This is a genomic window from Amycolatopsis palatopharyngis (genome assembly GCF_003385185.1).
GTDB classification, from domain to species: domain Bacteria; phylum Actinomycetota; class Actinomycetes; order Mycobacteriales; family Pseudonocardiaceae; genus Amycolatopsis; species Amycolatopsis palatopharyngis.
Genome location: NZ_PQHZ01000056.1, coordinates 1 through 18,375, shown reverse-complemented (window position 1 = coordinate 18,375; position 18,375 = coordinate 1). Strand labels below are relative to the sequence as shown.

General features: G+C 68.2%; 14 protein-coding genes. 6 read left to right on the top strand and 8 right to left on the bottom strand.

Going from position 1 to position 18,375, the window contains the following annotated elements:
* The first annotated feature begins 2 nt into the window (after positions 1 to 2).
* Positions 3 to 1,106, top strand: coding sequence for a glycosyltransferase family 4 protein (locus D0C15_RS28740; protein WP_116051274.1), 1,104 nt, complete (start codon positions 3 to 5; stop codon positions 1,104 to 1,106).
* A gap of 128 nt (positions 1,107 to 1,234) precedes the next feature.
* Entirely contained in the window at positions 1,235 to 3,484 is a 2,250-nt protein-coding gene (locus D0C15_RS28735) for a WD40/YVTN/BNR-like repeat-containing protein (protein WP_116051257.1), read from the top strand.
* Positions 3,485 to 3,593: 109 nt separating this feature from the next.
* On the opposite strand, the gene D0C15_RS28730 is transcribed toward D0C15_RS28735, so the two are convergent.
* From D0C15_RS28730 to D0C15_RS28720, 3 genes are read right to left on the bottom strand one after another with little or no spacing between them, the layout of a single operon-like run.
* Positions 3,594 to 4,085, bottom strand: a complete 492-nt coding sequence (locus D0C15_RS28730; RefSeq protein ID WP_116051256.1) for a hypothetical protein — start codon at positions 4,083 to 4,085, stop codon at positions 3,594 to 3,596.
* The gene (locus tag D0C15_RS28725) at positions 4,082 to 4,537 is read right to left on the bottom strand and encodes a hypothetical protein (protein ID WP_116051255.1); all 456 of its coding nucleotides are present in this window, start codon (positions 4,535 to 4,537) and stop codon (positions 4,082 to 4,084) included. The genes D0C15_RS28730 and D0C15_RS28725 overlap by 4 nt, the downstream gene beginning before the upstream one ends.
* Positions 4,531 to 10,326, bottom strand: coding sequence for a hypothetical protein (locus D0C15_RS28720; RefSeq protein ID WP_116051254.1), 5,796 nt, complete (start codon positions 10,324 to 10,326; stop codon positions 4,531 to 4,533). Before D0C15_RS28720 ends, D0C15_RS28725 begins: the two co-directional genes overlap by 7 nt.
* A 376-nt stretch (positions 10,327 to 10,702) precedes the next feature.
* Here D0C15_RS28720 and D0C15_RS28715 point away from each other — a divergent pair, with 376 nt between their 5' ends.
* A complete protein-coding gene (locus D0C15_RS28715) occupies positions 10,703 to 11,224 on the top strand; it encodes a hypothetical protein (protein ID WP_162830289.1) in 522 nt (173 codons plus the stop codon).
* A 12-nt stretch (positions 11,225 to 11,236) separates the two neighbouring features.
* Here D0C15_RS28715 and rfbD read toward each other — a convergent pair whose 3' ends face one another.
* Together rfbD and rfbB are read right to left on the bottom strand one after the other, a co-directional pair.
* Positions 11,237 to 12,142, bottom strand: a complete 906-nt coding sequence (gene rfbD / locus D0C15_RS28710) for a dTDP-4-dehydrorhamnose reductase (protein WP_116051252.1) — start codon at positions 12,140 to 12,142, stop codon at positions 11,237 to 11,239.
* Positions 12,143 to 12,147: 5 nt separating this feature from the next.
* Entirely contained in the window at positions 12,148 to 13,140 is a 993-nt protein-coding gene (rfbB, locus tag D0C15_RS28705; protein ID WP_116051251.1) for a dTDP-glucose 4,6-dehydratase, read from the bottom strand.
* A gap of 203 nt (positions 13,141 to 13,343) precedes the next feature.
* Between rfbB and D0C15_RS28700 the strand changes: the two genes are divergently transcribed.
* The 3 genes from D0C15_RS28700 (at position 13,344) to D0C15_RS28690 (ending at position 17,133) form a co-directional block, all read left to right on the top strand.
* Positions 13,344 to 14,891: an LCP family protein gene (locus D0C15_RS28700; RefSeq protein WP_425455440.1), complete on the top strand. Its 1,548-nt coding sequence runs from the start codon at positions 13,344 to 13,346 to the stop codon at positions 14,889 to 14,891.
* Between the two features lie 113 nt (positions 14,892 to 15,004).
* Complete coding sequence (locus D0C15_RS28695) at positions 15,005 to 16,360, top strand: LCP family protein (protein WP_425455439.1); 1,356 nt, start codon at positions 15,005 to 15,007, stop codon at positions 16,358 to 16,360.
* A gap of 62 nt (positions 16,361 to 16,422) precedes the next feature.
* Complete coding sequence (locus tag D0C15_RS28690) at positions 16,423 to 17,133, top strand: TIGR03089 family protein (protein ID WP_116051250.1); 711 nt, start codon at positions 16,423 to 16,425, stop codon at positions 17,131 to 17,133.
* A gap of 13 nt (positions 17,134 to 17,146) precedes the next feature.
* Here D0C15_RS28690 and D0C15_RS28685 read toward each other — a convergent pair whose 3' ends face one another.
* The 3 genes from D0C15_RS28685 to D0C15_RS28675 all read right to left on the bottom strand — a co-directional run.
* Complete coding sequence (locus D0C15_RS28685; protein WP_116051249.1) at positions 17,147 to 17,575, bottom strand: DoxX family protein; 429 nt, start codon at positions 17,573 to 17,575, stop codon at positions 17,147 to 17,149.
* 175 nt (positions 17,576 to 17,750) lie between these two features.
* Positions 17,751 to 17,966: a hypothetical protein gene (locus D0C15_RS28680; RefSeq protein WP_116051248.1), complete on the bottom strand. Its 216-nt coding sequence runs from the start codon at positions 17,964 to 17,966 to the stop codon at positions 17,751 to 17,753.
* A gap of 266 nt (positions 17,967 to 18,232) precedes the next feature.
* Positions 18,233 to 18,375: acyl-CoA dehydrogenase family protein (locus D0C15_RS28675; protein WP_281270736.1), on the bottom strand; the 143-nt coding region annotated here is incomplete at its 5' end.

The following is an 18,375-nucleotide window of genomic DNA, read 5'->3' as shown; positions in this document are numbered from 1 at the left end:
TGGTGAAGTCGCGTCCACTGCGGGTACTGCTGGACGGTACCCCGCTGCTCGGTGATCGCACCGGCATCGGTCGTTACACCGCGTCGCTGTCGGAGGAACTCGCCTCGATGTCCGATCTGGACACTCGCGCCGTCGCGTTCACCCTGCGCGGCTGGCGCAGGCTGCGTTCGGTGCTGCCGCACGGTGCCCGTGCCCGCGGGATGCCGGTGTCGGCCCGCCTGCTTCGAGCCTGTTGGCTGCGCTCGGCCTTCCCGCCGGTGGAACTGTTCGCCGGTCCCGCCGATGTCGTGCACGGCACGAACTTCGTGTTGCCAGGTACGGCGAACGCGGCCGGCGTGCTCACCATCCATGACCTGGCCTTCCTCGACGCACCTCACGAACTCCCGCCAGGGGACCGCAATCTGCCGGAACTCGTCCGCACGAGTGCACGACGGGCGGATGTCATCTGCACGCCGACCAGGGCCGTCGCCGTCGCCGTTGCAGAGCGGCTCGGCGTCGACCGAGACAAGGTCGTCGTGACACCGCTGGGCGTCGATCCCGCCTGGTTCACCGGGCGGCCGCCGAATACCGCGCTGCGCGAGCGGCTGGGACTACCAGCCGAGTACCTGCTCTTCGTCGGGGCGAACGGCCCGCGTAAGGGATTGGCGTGGCTGGCCCGGGTACACGCGGCGACGCCGGATCTGCCACCGCTGGTGTTCGCCGGTCCCGGTCCGCACCACAGCGACGATCGCACACTGCACACCGGATATCTATCCGATGTGGACCTTCGTAGTGTGGTGGCTGGCGCGACCGCGCTGGTGCTGCCGTCCAGGGACGAGGGGTTCGGGCTGTCGGCACTGGAAGCGATGGCCTGTGACGTACCCGTTGTGTGCTCGGACATCCCGGCACTGCGGGAGGTGACGGGCGGCCACGCCGCGCTGGTCCCCTACAACGACGACGACGCGCTCGCCGAAGCGCTGCGGACGGCGGTACACGACACGCACGCCGCTTCCGCCTCGGCGGTCAGAAGGGCCCACGCGGCCGGCTTCACCTGGCGGCGCTGCGCCGAAACAACGGTCGAGGCGTACCGGAAGGCAGTGGCGGCACGCGGTCAGCGTTCGTCCTGACAGCACACTCGCACACCCATCGGTACCGCCGCACGGCGGTCCGAAATGCGGCCGAACGGCGGGTATCCGCCCGGGGGCGGGGAGCAATAGCTTCGTAGGGCTGCCCGACCGTCCGCACTGGGGGTGCCATGCGTCGTCGTCATCGCCTGCCCACCACACTCGTTCTCGGACTCGCCGCGGGGTTGCTCGCCACGGCGGCCCCTGCCCTCGCCGACCCGCCAGGTACCGGCCAGCCCGGTGAGTACCGGCCTGTCCGCGGCCCCTCGGCACCTGCCGAGCACCGTTTCCTGCAGAAGACAATCCCTGGCGAGGGCCTGCCACGGCACGCCCATGCCGAGGCCGCGGACCAGGCGCGGCAGATACCCGCCACTGGTGCGTCGTGGGAACTCACCGGACCGACCAATATCGGCGGGCGCATCGTGGACCTCGCGCTGGACCCGCAGCGGCGGGACACGGTGTACGCCGCCGCGGCCAGCGGCGGGTTGTGGCGCTCCACCGACGCGGGCCGCACCTTCGCCTCCGCGTGGCCGGACGACGCGACCCAGGCGATGGGCTCGGTCAGCACGGCCAGCGACGGGACGATCTACGTCGGCACCGGCGAGGCCAACCCCGGCGGCGGCAGTGTCACCTACGAGGGCACGGGCGTCTACCGGTCCGCGGACCGCGGCAGGACCTGGACGAACGTGGGGTTGCGCGACTCCGGCGCGATCGGCGCCGTCGAGGTGGACCCCAACGACAACCGCATCGTGCTGGCGGCCGCCACCGGCTCCCTGTACTCCCCAGGAGGCGATCGCGGTGTCTACCGCTCCACCGACGGCGGCACCAACTGGCAGCGCACTCTGGACGTGCCGAACGAGTTCACCGGTGCCGTGGACGTGCAGTTCGACCCCGCCGATCCGCAGCGCGTCTACGCGGTGCTGTGGGATCACCGGCGCACCCCGGAGAAGCGTACCTACGGCGGAGTCGGCTCCGGTGTGTTCCGCTCCACCGACGGCGGCGTCAGCTGGCAACGACTCGGAGGTGGCCTGCCGGAAGCCGGGCCCGACGTCGGCCGGATCGGGATCGCGGCAGCCGCTACGGAACCGGGCAGGCTCTACGCGATCGTCAACTCCACGGCCGGACCGTTCGCCGGGTTCTACACCTCGGCGGACGCGGGCGACAACTGGACGAGGCTGCCGGAGCCACCCGAGTTGAAGAACTCGCAGTCGACCTTCGGCTGGTGGTTCGGCAAGTTGTGGGTGGACCCGGACGACGCGAAACACGTGCACGTGGCCGGCGTTCCCCTGCTGACCACAAAGGACGGTGGTGAGACCTGGACAGCCGACTCGGAGAGCATCCACGTCGATCACCACGCCATGGTGTGGGACCCGCGTTACCCGGACAGGGTCTACCTCGGCAACGACGGCGGTGTGTACCGCTCCGACGCCGATGGTGACGGCGGCTGGGTGAAGGCGGAGTACGAGCCGTACACCCAGTTCTACAGCGCCGCGATCTCCCCGCAGGACCGCTCCAGGATCTCCGGTGGGACGCAGGACAACGGATCGTTGCGGTCGTGGGGCGGGCCGAAGTTCAACGAATACCTCGGCGGCGACGGCGAGGAGAACCTGATCAATCCGACGAACAAGGACAACGTCTTCGCCTGCTACCAGTACGGCAACTGCTTCCGGTCCACCGACGGTGGGGAGACGATGTCGTACTTCACTCCGCAGACGACCGCGGACCGGCGCAACTGGTTCACGCCGGTGCAGTTCGACCCGAACGACACGAAGGTCATGTACTACGGCGGGAACCGGCTCAACCGCTCCACCGACGGCGGCATCACCTGGACGCCGATCAGCCCGGACCTCACCGGCGGGCCGGGGCAGGACAACTACCCCTACGGCACGATCACCACGGTGAGCGCCGCTCCGTCCGATCCGGACACGATCTGGGTGGGTACCGACGACGGGCGGGTCTGGCTCACCCGCGACCTGGGCGGTACCTGGACCAAGGTGCTGGATAACCAGCCCTGGGTCACCAGGATCGCCGTGGACGAACGGCACGCCGACACGGCCTACGTGACGTTGTCCGGCTACCGGTCAGGCTCGGAGCAGGCACACGTTCTACGCACGAAGGATGGCGGGAAGCGCTGGCGGGACCTGTCCGGCAACCTGCCGGACGCGCCGGTCAACGACGTCATCCTCGGTTTCGCCGAGCGCGTGTACGTCGCCACGGACCAGGGTGTGTTCGTCCGCCATTCCGGCGTCGGCAGCCAGTGGCGCAGGCTGGGTGACAACCTGCCACAGGTTCCGGTGGACGACATCGAGTACGACCACGGCCAGCATCGCCTCGTGGCGGCGACATTCGGCAGGGGCCTGTACGAGACCTGGGTCCCCTGACGCACTTTCCCGGGAAAGCGCGAGACTCCCCAACCGCACTTTCCCGGGAAAGCGCGAGACTCCTGAATCGCGCTTTCCCGGGAAAGTGCGAGAGGGGGTGGGGCGGGGGTTATCGCTGGCTCACCAGGTACCACGGTTCGTCGCAGTTCAGGACGACGACCGAGCCGGAGGCGTCCTTCCCTTCGTAGGCCTGGGAGAACCGGCGTAGCTCGCCGCCGGACTTCGACTCACTGCCGCTGCCCGCGCGCCAGTTCCGCTCGGTGAGGATCCGTTCGAATCCTGACCGGACATCGACCACCTCGCCACTGATCCTGCCGATCGCCACGAGCGTGGGCACTTCCGCGTCCGGCCTGGCCAATGTGGACTCACCAGCGGGGATCTCGGTGATGCCGGGCTTCGGTGGCAGCACGGTCGCCCGCACCTCGGTCACCGTGCCCGGGATCGGTGGCGGTGGTTCGGGGTTCAGCTGCGCGAGCGGCTGACCTGACGACCACAGCGAACCGACCCTCGCGCAGTCGGCCGAGCTCTCCGCGCGGTCCGCGCCACAGGCAGCCAGAACGGGCGCGAGTACCAGCAGAACCGCACAGCCTCCGCGCCTCATGACAGCGTCGCTCTCGCCCTGGTCTCGCAGTACCGCACGCCGTCCACGGTATCGAGCACGTCGAAGGTCACCTCGTACCCGGTCACCGATTCGGGTGGGTACGGCAGCGCTGCCAGCCCACCACTGACGACCAGTTCACCGGTACCGGAGCCATCAGTCGTCCCGTAACCGATCAGGCTGCCCGAGTCACCCGTACGCACGGAGTAGAAAGCGAGCCTCGCCCCGCTGACCGGCGCGTCGTCGGAGGTCAGGGTGCCGCGCAGGGTGAGCGGGTCCTGCGGGGCGCCGACCGTGACCGGACTAACCTGCAGCGCGGCCTCGGTGCAGTCCGGCCCGCAGGCGGACAGCCCGGCCGGAGCCGCGACAGCCAGCGCCGACACCAGCACGACCGAACCGAAGGACGACCCTGCCGATGGTCTGCGCGACCGTGCGCGGCTCCAGGGCGTCAGCACGAACCGAGGTTCCAGTCACTGACATCGAGTGTCGCGTCGGCGAACGGCGAGACGAACTTCGCCAGCAGGTCGATGGCGTAGTCCGGGATCGCGTCGCCGGGATCGAGGAAGTTCACCATCTGCTGACCGTCGGCACCCCGCACCACGATCCCGTTCACCCCGGTCGCGACCTTGCCCGGCCTGCTCGACAGCTCGAGACAGCCGAGGTCGGCCGGGCCGACGAACAGCTGCAGCTTCGAGCTGACCGGCCGGTACTCCTGGTCGTACCGGTGGAACTGAATTCTATCTGTCGGCTTCAGCACGACGGACTCCTCGAACGCGTCAGGGAACGGCGTCGGCCGCTCGATCGTGAACGTGAGGTCCACGTCGGGTCGGAGATCCACGCCACTCGTCCCAAGTTCCACGCGATCGTAGTCGCCTTCGTCGAAGGACGGCATCAGGTATCCGGCCGCCGGTGGCACGTCACCGGAGCCGAATGGAATCTTGCCGGGACGGATCGTCAGGTCGGCGACTTCGTGGATCTCGAAGCCGATGTCGTCGATGCTGCTCTCGCCGAGTCCGTAGTGTCCGCGGAGGTGGCCGGTGAAGAACCCGCCCGCGTAGGAGAAGAGCTCCTCGTTCACCTCGGCCCGGTCCATCGGGCCGACCAGGAGTCCGGTGTGGAACTCCAGCAGCGACGTCTTCGGCGCGGAGGTGAGGCTGACCGAGGAGTCCTGGTTGAGCCGGACGTCGGTCTCCCCACCCAGGTCGCTGAAGTTCAGCGAGACACCGGTGATCCCCGCGGCCACCGGGCCGGTCTCGCGGACCAGCCTGCCTTCGAGACCGAACAGGCCATCGAGGGTGCTCGCTGGGGAGCGGTAGGTGAAGTTCGGCACGGTGAGCCCGGCACCGGTGACGTCCGTAGTGATGCCGAACTTCGCGGGAACGTCGCGCAGCTGTGCGACTCCCGTCGCCGGTGTCCCCTCGAAGGTTCCGGTCGCCTTGAGCAACAGGTTGCTGATGCCGGTCGAGTTCTCCACCGAGATGTTGCTGGCCTGGCCGAACTTGCCTGCGAGTCGCACCTTGCCCGGTATCGGGTCGAGCTGTGCCAGTGCACGGGTGGTGCCGAACGTCGGGACGTCGTAGGCCTCCGCGTGCACCTCGATCGAGCCGACCCGGTCCACACTGGCGTCGTACGCGATATCGACACCGTCGTCGACCTTGATCGGTCCCAGGGTGAAGTCGATGCCCTGCGGCAGCCCGGTCAACTCCACCTTCGCCCTTGCCCCGGTCAGCGGCGCCGGGGTGAACACCGAGTCGGCGACGTACAACTCCAGCAGGTCCACGGCCGGGCGGTAGCCGGAGAACGCGAACCGGGAGTTCGCCGCGTCGATGGTGATCGACGACGGCAGGCCCGTCACGTTGATGATGCTCGTGACGCCGAAGCACCCGCCCTCGACGCAGAACGGGCCTTCGTCGGCCACACAGCCCGCGCCAGCCTGACATTTGCCGTCCACCACCGAGATGCCGTTCTCGAACCGGGGCGTGCCGAGACCCCGCAGCGCGGCGACCTTGCCGACCCACAGCTGGGCCTCGATGTCGAGGGTCCGGTCGGCGGTGTAGGAGACGACTCCCTGATTGGAACTGATGGTCAGCTCGTTCGGCAGTGGCCCGAGCGTCCCCAGCGCGGCGAGCCGGACGTCGTCGGCTCCGTCCGCGGCGAGCACCACATCACCGTCCAGCGCGAGTTCCTGCGAAGCCGCGTTGAACCGAGTGGTGAAATCACTGCCCGTGTGGCTGTACTCCGCCCGGGACACGTTCGCGATCCGTGCGCTGGCATCCACGTTGCCGGTGGACTCGCGGTAGTGCACCGCCAGATGCGACCCGAGCGGCGCGACCGCGCCGGCGTGGTTGGTCACCGCGAACGCCGCCGAGCCGAGCCGCCCCGACTCCACGTCGAGCAGGTACCGCCCACCGGACCAGTCCGCGGTGAACTTCGCGGGAATGTCCCGCAGTTCGCCGAACGCCGACCAGGTCCGTCCGTTCACCGGAATGTCGCGGACCAGCGCCGTCACCGCCCTGATCGGGGCCGACATCGTGACCTCCGCATGCCCGGCGACCGCGTCGACGAGCACGTCGGCCTCGGCCGGTACCCCGCTCACCCCGGCGCGCAGATAGCCGGATCGGTCCCCGGTGACCGTGATCGCGATGTCGTCCACCGGTGCGGAGTTGCGCATACTCACCGATGTCGTGCCCCCGAGGCGCCCGGTCAGGTGCATCGTCGCGGGCAACTCGGCCACCGTCGCCTTTCCCCGTAGCACGGGGAACCGGGGATCGGTCGTCCTGGCGTCCGCCTCGACGGTCAGCGTGCCCAGCGGGGCCGATGCGGTGTAGCCGACGTCGACGAGTCCACCGGAGACGGTGATCGGTCCCACCGTCAGGTCCAGCGGGGAGGCAAGGCCGTCCAGCGTCGCCATCGCCTCGAAGTCGGGGACTCCCTCGAGCAGGCCGTGCACGCCGACGTACGCCTGCAGCGGCGCGGTCGGCCGGTAGTCGTCGAGAACGACCTGCCGTTCGGTCAGGTCCACAGTGATACCGGTCGGCAGGCCCGGCAGGTTGACGGTGCCGACGACACCGAAGCATCGGGGGAAGGTCTGGCAGAAGGCGCCCTCGTCCCGAGCACATCCGGCACCGTCGTCACACCCTCGCGCGACCGCCGCCACACCGTTGTCGAACAGCGGCGCGCCGAGTCCCTCGAGCGCGGCGAGCTTGCCGAACCGCACGCCGAGCGCCAGCCCGACGTTGCGGTCGGCGCCGTAGCTGAGCTTTCCGTCGCCGTAGTCGACGCGGAGCGTGCTCGGGAGGTTGTCCACCCTGCCGAGTGCGGCGAGGACCGTGTCGTCAACGCCGTCGGCGGCCAGCACGACCTCTGCGTCCACGAATACCGGCTCTCCCCCGGTATCGGTGTCCAGCCGGAAGGTCTGGTTGCCCTCGGTGCGCGAGTACTCCACATGGGACACGTTGCGCACCGAGATGCTGCCGTCCAGATCTCCGGACGACTCGCGATAGTGCGCGGCCAGGTGCAGACCGTCCGGGGCCATCGCTCCCGCGTGGTTGTGCACCGCCAGCCGCGCCGACTCCAGTGGCCCGGACAGGCCGCGGAACCGGTAGGTGCCGCCCGGCCAGTCGGCATCGAACCGCGCGGGAATCCCGGCGAGCTCAGTCATCGCGGTCCAGTCACGGCCGGCCGCGGGCACGCGTGCCACCACGTCGACACTGTCCATGGACTGCTCGAGATCACCCTGCAGATGCTTGGCCGCCTGGTCCACCAGCAGGTCCATCCGGGTGGGCACCCCAGTGGTCGCCGCGGAAAGGTAGTGGTCCTGCTCGGGCCGCAGGCTCTCGATGTGGCCGAGGCTGCCGAACAGCTCGACTCTCGGAATCCGGCTGGACGCCTCGTAGTGCAGCCTCGACTGTTCCCCCACTTCGTAGCTCAAGTCTACTGTGGACGGCACTTGCAGTACCGTGCCGAACACCGTGGGGCCGTTCTGCGTGTTGGTGTAGGCGACATGCGCCCTGTCGATCACCTCGCTGGCCCGGTACCCGATCGTGCGGGCCGCGGTGTTCGCGTCGATGGCGGCCGTTCTCGGCAGGTTGGAGATCTCCAAACGCGCCTTGTGCACGCCGTCGATGTCGCCCGCTCCGACGAACGACTGCCCGCCGGGCTCGAACGTGGTGTTCAACCGCGTGTGGCCGTCGTAGTAGGCATCCACCTGTCGCATCCCGGACACGCGCGCACTCGCACCGAGTTTCCCGCCGTCGGTGATGACCGTGGCATGGTCCCCGTCCAGTGGAGCGAAGGAACCCAGATTCTTCGACATGGCCACGGCCGCCGAACCGATCGCCTGTTCCGCGGTGACGTTGAGATGGCTCGCCTGCGGATCCACGAGCAGGTCGAGTGCGGTGGGCAGTTCGCGCAGCGACCCTCGCAGGACAATGGCCGGTTCACGGTCGAAGAACGCGGCGTCCAGGGCGGCCAGCCTGCTGCTCGCGTCGTAGCCGAGTGACACGTCGGGTCCCGCGGAACTCAGCACCGCGTTCCACCGCGCGGGCACGGCCGTGGCCTGTGCCTGCACCGCGCGGTTCAGCGTCTGCCCGGAGTAGACGAAATCGGCGAACAGCACGTCGTCGATCGTCGAGTCGGCCTGGTAGTCCACTGTGGCGTCACCACCCCCTGCCGGGCGGGTGAGCGACGCGGACACCTCGGTCGGTAACACGTCGACCTTCAGCTGGTCGAACCGATCCGTGCCGGGCCCGGTGGAGCGGCGGTTCGACAGCACCTGGGCGTCGAGTTGAGTCTGCTCACTGCTACTCGCGTCGATCTTCGCCTGCTGACTTCGGTCTGCCGCGCCGGGATCGATGAACGCGTGCGCATGGAACAGTGTCGGTACCGGTGAGAATCTCGAACTGGCGACCGTTGGGTCATAGGCTTCGCCGTCGCGTCCTTCGGCGACCGACGCCATGCCTGCCGTCACCGCGAGCGAATCCCCTGCGCCCACCTGGATCAGCGATGCCTTGATGTCGTAGATCCCCCTGACGGCCTCGATCGGGTTGAGGGTGAAGATGCCAAGAGAGGCGGCCGGCAGGCTGCTGCCCCTGCGGAAGCCGTCGTAACCAAGGGAAAGGCGCTTGCGGCCGGGGATGTCGTATACCGCCCAGACGTGCCCCGGCAGGTCCTGGCCCGCCAGCTCACTGGTGGGCAGGCGCACCGACAGCATCGCCAGCCCCACGTTGATCACTCGCAGCAGGGCTTCGACCTTCTCCTGCAGGGTGGTGGTGAGGCTGTCCACCAGTTCCTCGAGCCGCAGCCGCTCGACCAGCAGCTCGGGATGGAGGATGGCGTTGAGCGGGTCCTCCAGCAGTTCGAGTACCACCCCGAGCCTGCTGGTCACCTCGTCGAGTTCGCGTTCCAGGTCGAGTATCTCCCGCACCGGGCCGACGATGTCGCCGACTGCGACCGCGGGCAGCAGATCGGCCAGCACGTCCGGCGTTCGATCGCCGGTGACGTCGACGACCGCGGGCACACCGAGCGGCAGGGTGAGTGAGCAGGACACCTGCTTCGTCGCCGACTCCGAGCAGACGCGATAGGTGATACGGGGAATCCCGTCCGGCAGTTCTTCCAGTAGTGCCAACGGATCGACCGGAAGCGGCGGCGGCAGTTCGCCGGCTGCCAGCGCGTCGATCAGCTCCTGCAGGCTGGCGCGCCTGCTGGGATCGACGACCTGCGCGGAGGCCACCTGCGGTTGCAGGTTGTTCGCGTCCAGCTCGGCGGTGCCGTCCGCGGCGAGCCTGCCCGCGTTCCGGAGTGTCTCGGTGGCGTCGTCCGTGGTGGCGTCCACCAGTTCCTGACCGGGCCGCTCCGGCAACGTCAGCTTCTCCGGCCGGACCGGCGGGTCGGGGACGACCCGTGACCGTTCGACCGGAACCGTCCCGGTGCCGGGATCCAGGGCGGGCAACGGCGGAATGGACTCCAGCGCGGCGGACGGCCCGCGCTCGACGTCGACGGAGCCGTCCGGCCCCTGCTCGACCGGGGGAACCGGGGTGATCGGCGTGTCGAGCTGCGGCTCGACCTCGGCGTCCTGTCTGCTGACGAGACCGCTGGGAACGGTCTCGCCGACAGCGGGCCGCGGTGCGGCACTGGCTACCGGGACCGGCGGCTGCTCGTCGGGCGCGGCCTGCGCGATCCCTCCTGTGTTGATCTGACAGAAGACGAACACGGTGACCAGGCCACCGGTCAAGAAGCGCCGCACTGAAGTCGACACCGCTGCCCCCAGCAATATTCAGTAGATGCGCGGAACGGCGACCCGTACCGCTCGAATTCCCAGTGTTTTGTTCATAGGTCGGGTTATTCACAGTCCGCGTAGTGTCATGCCTGTGTCTCACTTGCAGTCGGCAGCCATGACCGCCCCTACTGCGGCACGTCTGCCGACTTGTGAATAACCCTCCCCAGGTCCCCATGCTTCCGGCGCAGTTCGCCCGGCAGCCTGACCGTAGAAGCGAATTCCTGGCACAGTCAACGAACTACCTACCAACGTCGTAGTGGGTTACTCCGTTTCCCACCGAACCGCGCCGCCGGGTCGCTACACTCCCGATTTCGCAGTCAACGACAACAGCAGGAGGCGCCACGTGTCGTCGAGCTCGCACCCCGTCTTCGACGATCAGTCAACGGCAGGTGACGCACCCGCCGTCGCGGTCACCGAGAACGGCGGGCCTCTTCGGCACCTGTTCAGCGGCGCGCTCGGCCTGCTCGCAACGCCTGCCGGGCTCGGACTGGTCGGATACGGCAGCGGTCAGATCAGAAGGACGATCGCCGAACTTCCAGGTGAGGCCGGGGTGACGGGTGCGGTAGCGATGGTGGCTGGGGGACTCGTCCTGCTCGGTGTCGCGTTGCTCGGCCGGCTGTCTCCGGCCGGCCCGCTGGCCGGCGGGCTGGTCTGGGGGATCCTGCCCGGCCTGTTCGTACTGGCCTTCCCGCTGACCGCCTTCCGGATCACCAGCGATCTGCTCGACCTCGGTGAACTCGGTGCGGGAGCACTCGGCCTGCTGCTGACCGGCGGCATTCTGGCGACCGGGATGGCGCTCACCGGGGCAGGCATCAGCAGCGCGCTGGCCCGGCGCAACCAGAACCTGAGGGCACGGGCGTTCTGACTCGCAGGAGTCCTAGCGGGCTGCGTCGGCGTAGGTGGTCACGAACTCGTGCAGCGCTTCGTCCCACGGGCGCAGCGGAGTGAGTCCGGCCGCGCGCCACGAAGCTGCCGAGAGTACCGAGTAGGCCGGCCGGGGGGCGGGCCTAGGGAATTCGGCACTGGTGCAGGGCAGTACCCGTTCCGGATCGGCACCGAGTTCGGCGAAGACCGCCCTCGCCAAACCGTGCCATGTGGTGTCCCCGCCACCAGCGCAGTGCAGCACCCTGCGATCGGGGCCCGCACCGGAGGCGATGCGGGTGGCCAGTTCCACCAACCCTGCCGCAAGGTCGGCTGACCACGTGGGTGACCCTCTCTGATCATCCACAACGGATACTGTGTCGCGCTCTTTCTCCAGCCGTGCCATGGTTTTGACGAAGTTGCGGCCATCCATTCCGTACAGCCAGGCAGTACGCACGATCCACGCCTGCGCCCCGGAGCCCAGCACGGCGTCCTCCCCCGCGGCTTTCGTCCTGCCGTAGGCGGTACGCGGCGCCAGTTCGTCCTCCGGCTCGTAGGGCCGGTCCGCGTCCCCGGCGAAAACGTAGTCGGTGGAGACGTGCACGAGCGGAACCCTTCGGGACGAGCACGCGGCGGCCAGCACTCTCGGCCCGTCAACGTTGACCGCGAACGCACGCTCCTCTTCGGACTCGGCAGCGTCGACATCGGTGTAGGCGGCCGCATTCACCACCACCGCACGCTTTCCGGACTCCTTGGCGTACTTGGCGATGGTCGCGACGGCCTCGATCACCGCGCCTGTCTGTGTGACGTCGAGTTCGGTGGAATCGGGAGCGCGCACCTCGACTTCCGCACCGGAGCATGCCACGAGGTCGCGGCCGAGCTGGCCCGTTCCGCCAGGTACGAGCAGGACGATTCCCGGCATCTCTGTCACCTTTCCACCAGCGCGGCACGGCCCTTCAGCGGTTCCCACCACGACCGGTTCTCGCTGTACCACCGGACGGTGTCGGCGAGACCGGCGTCGAAGTCCACCTGAGGACGGTAACCGAGCTCTGCTGTGATTTTGCTGATGTCGACCGAGTAGCGGCGGTCGTGTCCCTTGCGGTCCTCGACCGGGCGAACTCTGTCCCAGCCCGCCCCGACCGCGGCCAGAAGTCGCTCGGTGAGCTCCCGGTTGGTCAGTTCCGTGCCACCGCCGATGTTGTAGACCTCCCCGGCCCTGCCACCGTCGGCGACGAGCTGGATTCCCCTGCAGTGATCATCCACATGCAGCCAGTCACGAACGTTCAGTCCGTCGCCGTAAAGCGGCACCTGACCGCCGTCGAGCAGGTTGGTGACGAACAACGGGATGACCTTCTCCGGGAATTGGTAAGGCCCATAGTTGTTCGAGCACCGGGTCACGCACACCGGAAGACCGTGGGTGCGGTGGAACGAACGCGCCAGCAGGTCCGAACCGGCCTTGGAGGCCGAGTACGGCGAGTTCGGCTCCAGCGCACGGTCCTCCGCCCAGGAACCTTCGTCGATGGAGCCGTAGACCTCATCTGTGGAGACATGCACGAACTTGCCGACGCCTGCCTCGAGCGCCGCCTGCAACAAGGTCTGGGTGCCCACCACGTTTGTGATCACGAAATCCGCTGAACCGGCAATCGACCGGTCCACATGCGACTCGGCAGCGAAGTGCACGACCAGATCGACACCGCGCATCAGCTCCCTGGTCAGTTCGGCGTCGCAGATGTCACCGCGAACGAACCGCAGACGTGGACTGTCCGCGACAGGAGCCAGATTGGACTCACTACCCGCGTAGGTCAGTTTGTCGAGTACCACCACGTCGGCTTCGGAGAGTGTCGAATACTGACCGGACAGTACTTGCCGCACATAGTGAGACCCGATGAATCCGGCTCCCCCGGTGACCAGCACCCGCATTGTTTCCCTCACCTCTCGCAGTACGCACGACGCCCCGGGCAGTCTGCCATGACTGCTACATCCGGGTGCCATGTCCGGCGATCGACAACTCTCGCGAACCCACGGACGTCTCACACGAAAATCAGTAATGTGGAGAGTGACACGGCCGTAGCCACATCGCTGGGTTCGCGGTGCGGAGCACAGCCGTCTGGGAGGAGCAGGGCGTGACCGACTGGCCACGACGCACGATCGAAAGACCCGTCGTGCGCGAACGCGGCAGTCTCGCGGTGTTCATGCTGTACAGCGGCAAGGCACTGCTGTCCATCTTTTCCGTGGTGGTGCTGACGCTGACCTGGTACGGCTGGCAGTTCGTCGGCGACCTCAACGAGGGCCTAGCCACCACCAACGTCTTCGACTCCGAGCCCGAGGCCGTCCCGCTGGACGGCGCGATCGACATCCTCCTGGTCGGCCAGGACAGCCGGACCGACAGCCAGGGCAACCCGCTGCCGCGTGAGGTGCTCGACATGCTGCACGCGGGCGAGGCCGACGGTGAGCGGCAGACCGACACGATGATCCTGGTGCACATCCCGCAGGACGGCACCCGCGCCGTCGCCCTCTCCTTCCCGCGCGACTCCTGGGTCGAACTCGCGGGCGGCTACGGGACCCACAAACTCAACAGCGCGTTCGTCTACGCCTACAACGACACTCACAGCAGCCTGATGCAGCAGGGCGAGAAGGACCTCCAGGCGATCGACGAGCAGGCCAAAACGGCTGGCAGGAAGAACCTGATCGCCACGATCGAACAGTTCGTCGGCAAGCCGGGGCTGATCGACCGCTACGCAGAGGTCAACCTGGCCAGCTTCTACGAGATCACGAAGGCCGTCGGCGGCATCGAGGTGTGTCTCAAGGAGCCGGTCGAGGAGTACCGGTCGGGAATCGACCTTCCCCAGGGCAGGCAGACGATCGAGGGCGTGCAGGCGCTGGCCTTCGTGCGCCAGCGCTACGAACTGGAGAACGGCGACCTCGACCGGATCGCCCGCCAGCAGGCGTTCCTGTCCGGCCTGGCCCGCAAGGTGATCTCCACCGACGTACTCACCAGCCCGTCGAAGATCTCCGAACTGATCTCCGCGGTGAAGAAGTCCGTCGTGCTCTCCGAGGACTGGGACCTGCTCGAGTTCGCGGGCCAGATGCGCGGGATGACCAGCGGCAACATCGAGTTCCGGACGATTCCGGTGCTGGGTAACGCGCGCATCGGCGGCGCGGACGTGGTCGAGGTCGACGTCGAGCAGGTACAGGCCTTTGTGGACGAGGTCATCGGCACGGAAGGCGACTCCCGGCAGGACGAAGGTTCGACCACCGAAGGCGTAGCCGGCGCCGAGTCGATCACCGTTGAACTGTTCAACGCCTCCGGTGTCCCCACACTCGGCGGTCGCGTCCGCTCGCAACTCGACCGCGCCGGATTCGACGGCGACGGGATGACCGCGCTGGCCACGCGGTCGGCGACGTTGGTCCGGCATGCTCCGGGCGAGAAGGACAACGTCGACACGCTGAGCGAGGCGCTCGGGATGACGTTGACCGGCGAACCGGACAGCGACGTCGACCCGGGCCATGTGCGGCTGCTGCTCGGCGCGGACTACTCCCCTGGTTCTTCCAGCCCACAGGGGGCGGCTCAGCCGCAGCCCCCGGAGACGGGCACCGACGGTCCGGAGAAGACCGGCAAGGACGCCCCGCCCACTTCGATTACCGCGGGTGACGTGACCTGCGTCAACTGATGCCCGCCGGACCGGAGGACTTTCGGGCTCCGGCCACGCCCGCACTCTCGGTGCCCTAGCCTGGTCAGGGCAGACTTCGGCGGTGGCCGAAGCGGGGAGGGGAGGTTACCGGCGTGACCGACAGCGAGGATCGGAACTCCGGGACGGGCGCGGACGAGAACCCCGGCCCCACCCAGGGCGAGAACGACGGGACCAGCGGTTCACCCGAACGCGACCAGCCCGCCACCGACGAGGAGACGGGCGCTGCCCAGCCGGTACCGTCGCCCTACCCGCGCTCCAGCCCGGCCGTGGTTCCGCCTGCCCGGCACCGCCGCAAGGGCCGGGTTCGCCGCGCGAGCGTCAGGGCGCTTGTAGCCATGTTGTCGGCCGCGGCCCTGGTCGCGACGGGATACGCCTACGCGACGCTGGACCGGGTACAGGACAACGTCCGCACCACCGACGCGCTCATCGAGCAGGACGAGAGAGTCGCGCCACCGCAGGACGACGGCGCGACGGACATCTTGCTCGTCGGCACGGACGCCCGCACCGACATGCAGGGCCATCCACTGCCGCTCGAGGTGCTCCGGAAATTGCGTACCGAGAGCAAGGCCGGGATCAACACGGACACGCTGATCCTGCTCCGCATTCCCAAGGACGGTGGCGAGCCGGCCGGGGTGTCGATCCCGAGGGACACCTGGGTCGACGTCGCGCACGGCGGAAAAGACAAGATCAACTCGGCTTACGGGGTCGCGAAGACCGCCGCCGCGGCAGCACTGCGGGCCGAGGGCGGGACCGACCAGGCGGAGATCGAACGAGAGTCCGATCAGGCGGGCAGGCGCGCTCTGGTGCGAACCGTGCAGGACTTCACGCAGATCCGCGTCGACCACTACGCCGAGGTCAGCCTGCTCGGCTTCTACCTGCTCACGGAGGCACTCGGCGGGATCAAGGTGTGCCTGAACCAGCCCACCGAGGACAAGGACTCCGGTGCCAGCTTCCGGGCCGGACCTCAGGTCGTCTCCGGTGGCGAGGCACTGTCGTTCGTGCGCCAGCGCAAGAACCTGCCGCGCGGCGACCTCGACCGGATCGTCCGCCAGCAGGCGTTCCTTGCCTCGGCGCTGCACCAGGTGCTGTCGGCGGGCACGCTGACGAGTCCGTCGAAACTGAACGAACTGGTGGACACCGTGCACCGTTCCTTGGTCCTCGATCCGGATCTCGACCTGCTGGAGTTCGCCGAGCAGGCCAAGGGCATCGCTTCCGGTGACATCAGTTTCGTGACGATCCCGGTCAAGACGGTCGGCGGCCGCAGCCCTGACGGGCAGAGCATCATCGAGGTCGACGAAGCTGCTGTGCACGACTTCGTGGCGTCGCTGGCGGGGCGCGGTAACGAGGTGGCGGCCACTTCCACGCCTACCGGAGGCGGAGGCAGCGGGCCGGGATCGGTTCTGACGCAGGAGGGGATCACCGCGGACGGCGTGGCCTGTGTGAACTAGGAGCTAGCTGCCCCGGCTCGCCCGGGTGCTTCGCGCGTTGGCCGGCCGGTTAGGTTCGTGGGGTGAGCATCACCGAGCATTTCCTGCGCCCACTGCTGAACACCGCCGCGGCCCGCCCGCTGATCACGCACTACGACGACCAGGCAGGTAGCCGAGTCGAACTGTCGGTCGCGACGGTGGCCAACTGGGCGGCCAAGACCGCGAACTGGCTGGTCGAGGAGTTCGACGTGGAGCCGGGCGATCCGGTGGCCGTCGCGCTACCGGCGCACTGGCAGACCGCGGGCGTGCTGCTCGGCACGTGGTGGTGCGGCGCCGAGGTCGTGTCCGAGCCCGCAGGGGCGAAGGTGGCCTTCGTCGGACCGGACACGAGCACGAGCGCCGCGAATGCCACCGCGATCGTGGCACTCGACCCGCTGGGCAGAGGTCTGCCGGACGCGCCCACGGGCGGTGCGCTCGACTACCTGTCGGAGGCGCGGCTCTCCGGCGACGACTTCGCGCCGTTGTTCCCGATTCCCGGCACCACTCCGGCTCTGCTCGGCGAAACCGTGGACGAGGTGTTAGCCAGCGCCAGGACTCTCGCGGAGGAGTCAGCCATCTCCGGAAAGGATCGAGTTCTTTCCACAATGGACTGGACGGTTCCCGAGGGGGTGCTTGCCGGACTGCTCGCACCGCTGAGCGCCGGGGCGCATCTGGTGCAGATCACCAACGCCGATCAGGCAAAGCTGGACGATCGCAGGAACGCCGAGCGCACCACGATCGACCTGCTCGCCTGACCGGCGTCCCGAGTCACACGGTCTGCGGCTGATCTTCCTTGGCGCGCGTGCGGTGCAGCAGGATGTGGTCGACCGAGATCCGGCCGCCGTTGAAGCCGAGCGCGAGCCCGGCCAGCGCGAGCACCAGCACCAGCTCGTAGCCGCCCTGCCCGGTCAGCCCGTTGCCAAGGTGCACGGTGAGCACCGCGCCCAGCCCCACGACCGCGTACCCGACACCGACCAGCGGCAACGCGAGACCGACGAGGAAGGCGATCGACCCGAGGATCTCGACCGCGATGGTGAACACCGCCGCGACCGTTGGCAACGGAACGCCCATCCCGCCGAACATCTCGGCCGTCGTGCCGACCCCGGCGTCCCACTTCTGCAGGCCGTGGGCGAGAAACACCACGGCCACCCCGATTCGGCCCAGCAACGCGGCCACGTCCTGCACTCGAGCGAACATCCCCAACAGCTCCCTGTGTTATATGTTGAAACTTCAACTACCAGGGATCACGGTAGGGCGCAGCGCTTGAAATCGAGGTGAAAGCTACTCCTCGTCCCGCGCCTCAGGTTGTTCCCCAATGTGGCATTAGGGACGTTCAACGTCCCGAATGCCACATTGGGGAACTCCCCGCGCGCTACTCCTCGTCGCGTTCCCTGGGCGACTTCGGCCGGTAGTCCTTCGCGTTCCAGGCGATCGGGTTGGCGGCCATCCCACCGCGACCCCTGCGTTCGAGCCAGCCGGGCATCAAAATCTTGCGCGTGCCACCCCGTTTGCGGTCCCGCAGGTCGACTACCACGGCCGCGGTCAACGCCAGGACCACCAGGCTGCCGATCCCCACCAGAAACCACATGCCCACGACGCTACCGATCGGGCGACGCCCCGCACACCAACGTAAGGAGGGCCTGCCGCCCCGAACGTGGAGGGGTTGTTCCCCAATGTGGCATTGGGGACGTTGAACGTCCCGAATGCCACATTGGGGAACTTCCCGCGCGCGAATCCTGCCGCGAACGGAGGCTGCCGCCGCCCGGAGCTACCGCCGCCGGAGGCTGGAGGCTGCCGCCCGGAGGCGACCGGAGCTACCCACTGCCGCCTGCCGCTGGGCGCTGCTGCCGGGGGTCAGCCCTTGAGGAGCTGGCGGGCCATCACCAGCCGCTGGATCTGGTTGGTGCCCTCATAGATCTGGGTGATCTTCGCGTCCCGCATCATCCGCTCCACCGGGAAGTCCCGCGTGTACCCCGCACCACCGAACAACTGCACCG